The following is a 9,207-nucleotide window of genomic DNA, read 5'->3' on the forward strand; positions in this document are numbered from 1 at the left end:
CCCTTGCGCTTGCGGTCGGTGAGGATGCGCATCATCCGCAGGTGCTCCGAGCGCTGGGTGTCGAGGATCCCGGACGCGTCACGGTGCGTCAGGAGCCGTCGGCCCCGCCCCTCTCCCGACGGATTCTCCTCCAGAGCGCGATATTCGCCGCGGCGGCACCGGTGTTCGCCCACGCCGCCACGGGCCGGGCAGCGGCCGCCACGCTTCCGGCGCCGTCGACCTGGACCCTCCGGCCGTTCGAGCTCAAGGACGTGAAGGTCGGCCAGGGGATCTTCGCCACCAAGCGTCAGCTGATGCTCGACCACGGCCGCGGGTACGACGTGAACCGGCTGCTCCAGGTCTTCCGCGCCAACGCCGGGCTCTCCACCCGCGGAGCGGTCGCCCCCGGCGGCTGGGAAGGCCTGGACGGCGAGGCCAACGGCAACCTCCGCGGCCACTACACCGGCCACTTCCTCAGCATGCTCTCCCAGGCCTACGGCAGCACCGGTGACCAGGTGTACGCCGACAAGATCCGCACCATGGTCGGGGCGCTGACCGAGGTGCGTACGGCGCTGCGGGGCGACCCGGCCGTGCTCAGCGTGGCCGGTAAGTTCGGTACCGCGGCGGAGAACGTCCGGGGCTCCTACCAGTACGTCGACGTGCCGGCCGCGGTGCTCGGCGGTGCCTCGGCGATCACCCTGTCGACCTGGGTGAAGCCCACCCACAACGCCGACTGGGCCCGGATCTTCGACTTCGGCAACAACACCACCCGCTATCTCTACCTCGCCGCCCGCAACGCGACCGGAGTACCGCGCTTCGCCATCACGACGGGCGGGCCCGGCGGCGAGCAGGGCCTCAACGGCACCGCCGCACTGCCGCTGAACCAGTGGAGCCACCTGGCGGTGACGATCTCCGGCAGCACCGGCACCCTCTACGTGAACGGCACCTCCGTCGCGCAGAACACGTCGATGACCCTCAACCCGGCGGCGCTCGGCGCGCTGGCGAACAACTGGCTCGGCCGCTCCAACTACGCCACCGACCCGGTGTTCGCCGGAGCCTACGACGAGTTCAACGTCTGGTCCCGGGCGCTGACCGCCGCCGAGATCACGTCACTGCAGACCAACCGGGCCGCCTCTTCGTCCGCGGGCCGGGGCACCCTGGCCTCGTACACCTTCGACGAGACCACCGGCGGCACCTTTGCCGACACCTCGGGTCGCAGCCTGACCGCCACCCTGCGCCGCACCTGGGGCGGGCCCAGCCACCCCGGGTTCCTCGCCGCGTATCCGGAGACGCAGTTCATCGATCTGGAGTCGCGGACCAGCCCCGACTACACCAAGGTGTGGGCGCCCTACTACACCGCGCACAAGATCCTGCGCGGACTGCTTGACGCCTACCTGTACGTCGACGACGCGCGGGCGCTCGACCTGGCGTCCGGGATGTGCGACTGGATGTACTCCCGGCTGTCCAAGCTGCCCGACGCCACCCTTCAGCGGATGTGGGGCATCTTCTCCAGCGGCGAGTTCGGCGGCATCGTCGAGGCGATCTGCGATCTGCACGCCCTCAGCGGCAAGGCCGAACACCTGGCGCTGGCCCGCCTCTTCGACCTCGACAAGCTCATCGACGCCTGCGCCGCGAACACCGACACCCTCGACGGGCTGCACGCCAACCAGCACATCCCCATCTTCACCGGGCTGCTGCGGCTGTACGACGCGACCGGCGAGACGCGTTACCTGACCGCCGCGAAGAACTTCTGGGGCATGGTCGTGCCGCACCGGATGTTCGGGATCGGCGGCACCAGCACGGCCGAGTTCTGGAAGGCCCGCGGGCTCGTCGCCGGGACGATCAGCGACACCAGCGCCGAGACCTGCTGCGCGTACAACATGCTCAAGCTCAGCCGGATGCTGTTCTTCCACGAGCAGTCCCCCAAGTACATGGACTACTACGAGCGGGCCCTGTATAACCAGGTCCTCGGCTCGAAGCAGGACAAGGCCGACGCTGAGAAGCCGCTCGTCACCTACTTCATCGGTCTGACGCCCGGTCATGTGCGGGACTACACGCCCAAGCAGGGGACCACCTGCTGCGAGGGCACCGGCATGGAGAGCGCCACCAAGTACCAGGACTCGGTGTACTTCACGAAGGCCGACGGAAGTGCGCTGTACGTGAACCTCTACAGTCCGACCACCCTGACCTGGTCCCAAAAGGGCGTCACCGTCACACAGACCACGGACTACCCCCGGGAGCAGGGCTCCACGCTCACCATCGGGGGCGGCAGCGCCGCCTTCGAACTGCGGCTGCGCGTACCGTCCTGGGCGACCAGCGGTTTCCGGGTGACGGTCAACGGCGGTGCGGTGAGCGGGACTCCGGTCGCCGGGAGCTACTTCGCCGTCTCCCGGACCTGGCGCAGCGGCGACACCGTGCGGATCACCATCCCGTTCCGGCTGCGGGTGGAGAAGGCCCTCGACGACCCCGGTCTCCAGACCCTCTTCTACGGTCCGGTCAACCTGGTCGCCCGCAACACGAGCACCAGCTACCTGCAGTTCGGGCTCTACCGCAATGCCGCGCTCTCCGGCGATCTGCTGCCCACCGTCGCCGCCGTGACCGGCAAGCCTCTCCACTACACGCTGAACGGCACCGAGTTCGCCCCGTTCTTCGAAGGGACCGAGGACCCCACGCACGCCTACTTCCGGCGGGCCGAGCCCAAGGTGGTCTTCGGCAACTCGGACTCCGGCGTCACCAACCCGGCCAAGGCGGACGGCAGCACGCTCCTCGACGAGATCTGGTCGGCGGCGCCGTTCAACGGCAAGGGCGCGCTGGTCACGCGGGTGCAGAGCACGGTGAACACCTGGGTGTCGGCGGGGCTGCTCAGCCAGGCCGACGGACAGAAGGTGGTGGACACGGCACGGAACGCCTCGTACGTGTCCTGACGGTCCGTTACCTGTCCTGACACTCCATATGGTCCGTCCGGTCCGTCCGATCCGTCGGGTGCGGCACGCGGGGCAACCCCCTGTGCCGCACCCGGCGGACGGTGTGCCAGGGTCCCGCTCATGCCTTTCGATCACAACGACCACTACCACCGGCTGCTGCTGCGCCGGTTACCCCGGCACGGCCTCACCGCCCTCGACGTCGGCTGCGGCACCGGCCGCTTCGCCCGACGAGTCGCGGCGCTGGGCTACGAGGTAGATGCCGTCGACCCGTCCGCCGAGGTGATCGCGGTGGCGGAGGGCATCGGCCAAGGCCCTCGGTTCCGGCAGCTGGATGCCGCCGACGCCGACCTGCCCAAGGGCCACTACGACGTCATCACCTGCCTTGCGAGCCTGCACCACATGCCCTTCGGCACGGTGACCAGGTTCCGGCAGGCGCTCGCGCCCGGCGGGGTGCTCCTGGTCCTGGGCTGCTACGCGGGCATCACCTGGTGGGACGTCGCGGCGGTGCCCGCCAACGCCGTGGCGCGGGCCGGGGTGTCCGTGGCCGAGCGGCTGCGCGGAGTCGAACCGCCGCCGCTCCGGGCGCCCGTCCGCCCTCCGGAAATGTCCCTCGCCGACGTCCGACGCGAGGCGGCCCGCCTGCTGCCCGGCTCCAGCGTCCGTCAACTCCTCTTCTGGCGTTACCTGTTGACGTTTCGATCTCCGGAGAACTGAGCGTGGGACGATGGAGCCATGCTGTTGGAGACCCACAGGCTCGTACTGCGCCGCTTCCGTGCGGAGGACGCCGCGCCGTTCGCCGCGTACCGCTCCGATCCGGTCGTGGCCCGCTATCAGGGCTGGACGGCGCCGGTCCCGCTCGACGAGGCGGTGCGGACGGTGCGGGGGTATGCCGGTGGGTCGCCGGAAGAACCGGGATGGTTCCAGTACGCCGTCGAGCTCAAGGACGATCGCTGTCTGATCGGAGACGTCGGGGTCTGCCTCCACGAGAACCTGATGCAGGCCGAGATCGGGTTCACTCTCGCCGGGGACAGGCAGGGACACGGTTACGCGGCCGAGGCGGTTCGGGCGGTGCTCGGCGAACTGTTCGAGCGCCGCGGGCTGCACCGGGTCTCCGCCGAGTGCGATGAGCGCAACATCCGGTCGGCCCGGCTGCTGCTGCGGCTCGGCTTCACCCGGGAGGGCCTTCGCCGGGAGGCCACCTGGATCAAGGGCGAGTGGACGGACGACCTGCTGTTCGGCCTGTTGGCCGCGGAGTGGCGACCGTCCCACGGGGCCTGAGCGCTCCGCTGGGTGCGGTTCTATGACTGCGGGTCGTCTGTGGCTGGTCGCTCCCCCATTCTCGGCTTCGCTCGAACGGGGGCCCCCATCGCGGCGGAGCCGCACATGTCACAGCCCCGCGCCCCTTATGGGGTGCCCGACCCTGATACGGGCTTTCGTGCGCCTTCCGCGCCGGTGACACAGGGGACCTGGCGACCGGCGTGGGAGCACGCGCCCCAGAGTGAACCACCTCGCTCGGCTGATCCCCGCCTCCGGGGCGTGAACACGCCCCATTCACGCGGTTCCCGGTCGCCGTCCCCGGCTGTTTCGCTTTGACATGCGGCGCCCGCTGCCCAGCCGCCCGCACCGTCACGAGGTCGCTGTCGTGGCGTCCACCCACCCGCGTCCGCTCACGTACTGGGAGGAAATGTGTCTGCCCCGGAAAGCTCCCCCGAAAGCGCTTCCGACCCCGCCGCCGGCCTCGCCGCCGGACCCACCGCCGACGGACCACGGTTCACCAGCCTCAGCACCCAGGCGGCCCGCCAGCTCGCCACCACCACCAAGTCCGAACCGCAGATGCAGGCCATCACCTCGCGATGGCTGCTCAAGATGCTGCCGTGGGTGGACGTCAAGGGCGGCACCTACCGGGTGAACCGGCGCCTCCAGCTCCGGGTCGGCCGGGGCCGGGTGCAGTTCGAGCAGAACGGTGCCGACGACATCAGGGTCATCCCCGAGACCCTGACCGAACTGCCGGCCCTGCGCGGGTACTCCGACGCCGCCGCCCTCCGGCAGATCTCCTCCCGGTTCCGGGTACGGGAGGTACGCGCCGGCCATGTCCTCTTCGACGCCGGGCAGCCCGTCACGGAGGCGTACCTGGTCGTCCACGGCCGGTTCACCCGCTACACCACCGGCAAGTACGGCGAGGAAGAGGTCATCGGGGTCATCTCGGACGGCGAAGGGCTGGGGGACGAGGCCGTCGGCAGGGCCGACCCGTTGTGGCTCAGCTCCCTGCGGGCCGAGACCCCGGGCGTGGTGCTGGTGCTCCCCTGGGACGCCCTGCTGGCCTTCGTCGAGCGCACCCCGTCCCTCGCCGCCCACCTGGACACCTTCGCGGCACAGCAGAGCAAGCCCATGAACCGCAAGGGCGAGGCCGACGTCCCGCTGCAGGCCGGGCACGTGGGCGAGCCCATGCTCCCCGGCGGGTTCGTCGACTACGACCTCGTCCCGCGCGAGTACCAGCTGTCGCTCACCCAGACGGTGCTGCGGGTCCACACCAGGGTCGCCGACCTCTACAACAACCCGATGAACCAGACCGAGCAGCAACTCCGCCTGACCATCGAAGAGATCCGCGAACGCCAGGAGTGGGAGCTGGTCAACAACCGCGAGTTCGGTCTGCTGCACAACGTCGACTACAGCCAGCGCGTCAGCACCTTCGCCGGCCCTCCCACGCCGGACGACCTCGACGAGCTGCTGTCGATGCGCCGCAAGACCCGGCTGTTCCTGGCTCACCCGAAGGCGATAGCGGCCTTCTTCCGGCAGTGCAACCGGCGCGGTCTGGTGCCCGGCACCGTGAACGTCGAGGGACACGAAGTGCCCGCGTGGCGTGGCGTTCCGTTCTTCCCCTGCGGCAAGATCCCGCTCAGCCCGCAGCACACGAGCAGCATCATCGCGCTGCGCACCGGGGAGGCGGACCAAGGCGTCGTCGGCCTGTACCAGACGGGCATTCCCGAGGAGTACCAGCCAGGGCTGAACGTACGGTTCATGGGCATCGACAGCACCGCGATCATGAGCTACCTGGTCACCGCCTACTACTCGACGGCCATCCTCGTACCCGACGCGGCGGGCATCCTGGAGAACGTCCAGGTGGGGCGGACCGCGGAATGAGCGCACCACCGGCATCCGGTCCGCCGCTTCGACTGCCCGGACCGCCGAGCCTCGCCCGGACCGCGGATGCCCGGCCGGGCGGGGCGATCCCCGGGCTGCGGTACCGGCCCGCGGTCCCCGCCGACCCCGGGACGGTCGCGGACATCGACCGCCGGCTGGAGGCCTGGGCCCGCCGCCTTGACGTGTTCCCCACGGCGTGGACGGGGGACTTCGCGGGGTTCCAGTTCGGCCGGGCCGTCGTACTCCAGCATCCGGGCGCCGCCGACCGCGAACGCCTCACGGCGGCAGGCAAGCTCCTCCTCGCCGAGAACATCGTCGACAACTGCTACTGCGAGGAGGACGAGGACAGGGGCGGCTCGTCGCGCGGACTCGGCGGCAGACTGATCAGAGCCCAGTCGGCGCTGGACCCCTTCCACGGCACGCCCGAACTGGAGGATCGGTGGCGGCGCGGTGTGCAGGCCGACGGGCCGCTGCGCTCGTACCACTGGGCCCTCAAGGACTACGCCGTCCTCGCCACGGCCAGCCAGACCGACCGGCTCGTCCACGACCTCGCCCGGCTGCACCTGGGCTATCTCGCCGAGGCCGCCTGGGCCGAGACCCGGTACGTGCCGCAGGTCTGGGAGTACCTGATGATGCGGCAGTTCAACAACTTCCGTCCCTGTCTGTCGATCGTCGACGCCGTGGACGGCTACGAGCTGCCCGAGACCCTGTACGTCCGGCCCGAGATCCAGCGGATCACCGCGCTCGCCGGCAACGCCACCACGATCGTCAACGACCTGTACTCCTTCACCAAGGAACTGGCCAACGACCCGACCCACCTGAATCTGCCTCAGGCCATCGCCGCCAACGAGCGGTGCGGCCTCAAGGCCGCCTATCTGAAGGCCGTCGAGATCCACAACCGGATCATGGAGGCGTTCGAGGAGGAGTCCGCGGCCCTGTCCGCCACCTCGCCGCTGATCGAGCGCTACGCCAGGGGCCTGGCCGCCTGGGTGTCCGGCAACCACGAATGGCACGCCACCAACACCCACCGCTACCACCTGCCGAACTACTGGTAGCGCCCGCCCCGCCGGCCGATCCACCCCCTTGACCCATGCCCCTTCGCGCCACAAGGAGTCACCGTTGACCATCACCGACGCCGACACCACGGCAGCACCGGTGCCGACCCAGTCCCCGTACCACTCGACGTACCAGCACCGCGTCGCGGACTACTGGAACGCCGAGGAGAACGCGGTCAACCTCGAACTCGGAAAGATCGACGACCTGTACCACCACCACTACGGCGTCGGAGGCGTCGACTGGGCCGTACTCGACGAGGACCACGGCGGCAGTGAGGTCGACCCCGTTCGACGCCGCGACCGGATCACCGCCGAACTGCACCGCCTCGAACAGGCCCAGGCCGATCTCCTCGCCGGCCGCCTCGGCCCCCTCTCCCCCGCCGACCGCGTCCTCGACGCCGGGTGCGGGCGCGGCGGCGGCAGTGTGGTGGCCCATCTGCGGTACGGCTGCCGGGCCGACGGCGTCACGATCTCCGGGAAACAGGCGGACTTCGCCAACGAGCAGGCCCGCAAGCGGAGCATCGACGACCGGGTGCGCTACCACCACCTCGACATGCTCGGCACCGGCTTTCCCTCCGGTGCGTTCGCGGCGTCCTGGAACAACGAGTCCACCATGTACGTGGAGCTGGACCTGCTGTTCGCCGAGCACGCCCGGCTGCTGCGCCGCGGCGGACGCTATGTGACGATCACCGGCTGCTACAACGACGCCTACGGGCGGGCGTCCCGTGAGGTCTCCCTCATCAACGCCCACTACATCTGCGACATCCACCCCCGGTCGGAGTACTTCCGGGCCATGGCCCGCAACCGGCTCGTGCCCGTCCATGTACAGGACCTGACCGCCGACGCCATCCCCTACTGGCAACTGCGCAAGCAGGCCGACCACTTGGTCACGGGCATCGAGGACACGTTCCTGACCGCGTACGAGAACGGCAGCTTCCAGTACCTGCTGATCGCCGCCGACCGCGTCTGATCCCGCCGGTGCGGACAGCTTGGCGCAGGCCGAGCGAAACGGTCATGCTTGCTCCGACGTCGCGAAGGAGACGTAGGCTCATACGCATGATCGACGGAGCCGTATGACACCGGACAAGGGCACGAGGATCGAAGTGAAGCCGGTCGCGGGCCATATCGGCGCCGAGATCACGGGCGTCGATCTGGCCGAGGACCTGGACGACGCGGTGGTCGCCGAGATCCGGGCGGCGGTGCTGCGCTGGAAGGTGGTGTTCTTCCGCGGGCAGGAGCTGGACCACGTCTCGCATGTCGCGTTCGCCCGGCGGTTCGGCGAGCCGGTCCGCCTCGGCAAACGCGGCAGCGCGTCACCCGCCGGCTTCCCGGAGGTCGAGACGACGGCCGACCGGCTGGAACTCGGCGGACGGTTCGGCATGGACCAGGACGAGTGGCTGCGCAGGCGTCGCCACTCCCTGCTGCGCGGGTGGCACTGCGACCACGGAGCCCGGGTCGACCCGCCGGCGGCGACCATTCTGCGTGCCGAGGCCGTGCCCCCGTACGGCGGCGACACCACCTGGTCCAATCTGGCGGCCGCCTACGCGGGACTCTCGCGGCCCGTACGGGACTTCGTCGACGGGCTGCGCGCGGAGCACCGGCTGGGCGTCGGCTACCAGGCACGGCCCGGCGACGACGCGTACGTACGCCATCTGCTGGACCGGCAGGTCGCCTCGGACCACCCGCTGGTCCGGGTGCACCCGGAGACGGGCGAGCGTGTGCTGTTCGTCAACGGCTACTACGTCGAGCAGATCCTGGGGCTGTCCCGCATGGAGAGCGCCCCGCTGCTGGAGATGCTGCTGGGTCAGGCGACCCGGCCCGAGTACACCGTGCGGTTCCGCTGGGAGCCGGGCAGCGTGGCCTTCTGGGACAACCGGGCCACCATCCACCTGGCTCCCGGCGACACGACGCACCTCGACCATCCCCGGGTCATGCACCGCGTGATGCTCGCCGGTGACGTCCCGGTGGGGGTGGACGGCAAGCCGTCGGTACCGATCATGGGCAGCGAACCGCAGCGCTGGTGAGTGCGGGGCTACGGGTGGGCGGGGGGGCTCGGCGCTTCGGTACCTCCGCGACCACGATGCGGGTGATCTTCATGCTCTCCTGCC

General features: G+C 70.0%; 7 protein-coding genes and 1 pseudogene. 7 read left to right on the plus strand and 1 reads right to left on the minus strand.

Annotated features, from left to right (window positions below; genetic code table 11):
- A pseudogene (locus tag AB0I18_RS50775) lies at window positions 1-95 on the minus strand (PadR family transcriptional regulator); the annotation flags it as partial.
- Between AB0I18_RS50775 and AB0I18_RS50780 the strand changes: the two are divergent.
- From AB0I18_RS50780 to AB0I18_RS50810, 7 genes are all read left to right on the plus strand, one after another.
- Window positions 84-2,903: a beta-L-arabinofuranosidase domain-containing protein gene (locus AB0I18_RS50780; RefSeq protein ID WP_363112670.1), complete on the plus strand. Its 2,820-nt coding sequence runs from the start codon at window positions 84-86 to the stop codon at window positions 2,901-2,903. The pseudogene AB0I18_RS50775 and the gene AB0I18_RS50780 overlap by 12 nt on opposite strands.
- Before the next feature lie 120 nt (window positions 2,904-3,023).
- Window positions 3,024-3,617 carry a class I SAM-dependent methyltransferase gene (locus AB0I18_RS50785; RefSeq protein WP_363112671.1) on the plus strand — a complete coding sequence of 198 codons (594 nt, stop codon included), beginning with the start codon at window positions 3,024-3,026 and terminating at the stop codon, window positions 3,615-3,617.
- A gap of 18 nt (window positions 3,618-3,635) precedes the next feature.
- Window positions 3,636-4,181, plus strand: coding sequence for a GNAT family protein (locus AB0I18_RS50790; RefSeq protein ID WP_363112672.1), 546 nt, complete (start codon window positions 3,636-3,638; stop codon window positions 4,179-4,181).
- A gap of 408 nt (window positions 4,182-4,589) precedes the next feature.
- A complete protein-coding gene (locus AB0I18_RS50795) occupies window positions 4,590-6,044 on the plus strand; it encodes a family 2B encapsulin nanocompartment shell protein (protein ID WP_363112673.1) in 1,455 nt (484 codons plus the stop codon).
- Window positions 6,041-7,099, plus strand: coding sequence for a family 2 encapsulin nanocompartment cargo protein terpene cyclase (locus AB0I18_RS50800; RefSeq protein ID WP_363112674.1), 1,059 nt, complete (start codon window positions 6,041-6,043; stop codon window positions 7,097-7,099). Before AB0I18_RS50795 ends, AB0I18_RS50800 begins: the two co-directional genes overlap by 4 nt.
- Before the next feature lie 64 nt (window positions 7,100-7,163).
- Window positions 7,164-8,069: a geranyl diphosphate 2-C-methyltransferase gene (locus AB0I18_RS50805; protein ID WP_363112675.1), complete on the plus strand. Its 906-nt coding sequence runs from the start codon at window positions 7,164-7,166 to the stop codon at window positions 8,067-8,069.
- Window positions 8,070-8,172: 103 nt separating this feature from the next.
- A complete protein-coding gene (locus AB0I18_RS50810; protein ID WP_363112676.1) occupies window positions 8,173-9,123 on the plus strand; it encodes a TauD/TfdA family dioxygenase in 951 nt (316 codons plus the stop codon).
- Window positions 9,124-9,207: the final 84 nt, after the last annotated feature.

This window comes from Streptomyces sp. NPDC050704, from assembly GCF_040654355.1.
GTDB lineage: Bacteria > Actinomycetota > Actinomycetes > Streptomycetales > Streptomycetaceae > Streptomyces.

Coding starts and splice junctions, on each gene's coding strand:
- AB0I18_RS50800 (WP_363112674.1), top strand. CDS start 6,041: ATGAGCGCACCACCGGCATCCGGTCCGCCGCTTCGACTGCCCGGACCG.
- AB0I18_RS50810 (WP_363112676.1), top strand. CDS start 8,173: ATGACACCGGACAAGGGCACGAGGATCGAAGTGAAGCCGGTCGCGGGC.
- AB0I18_RS50785 (WP_363112671.1), top strand. CDS start 3,024: ATGCCTTTCGATCACAACGACCACTACCACCGGCTGCTGCTGCGCCGG.
- AB0I18_RS50790 (WP_363112672.1), top strand. CDS start 3,636: ATGCTGTTGGAGACCCACAGGCTCGTACTGCGCCGCTTCCGTGCGGAG.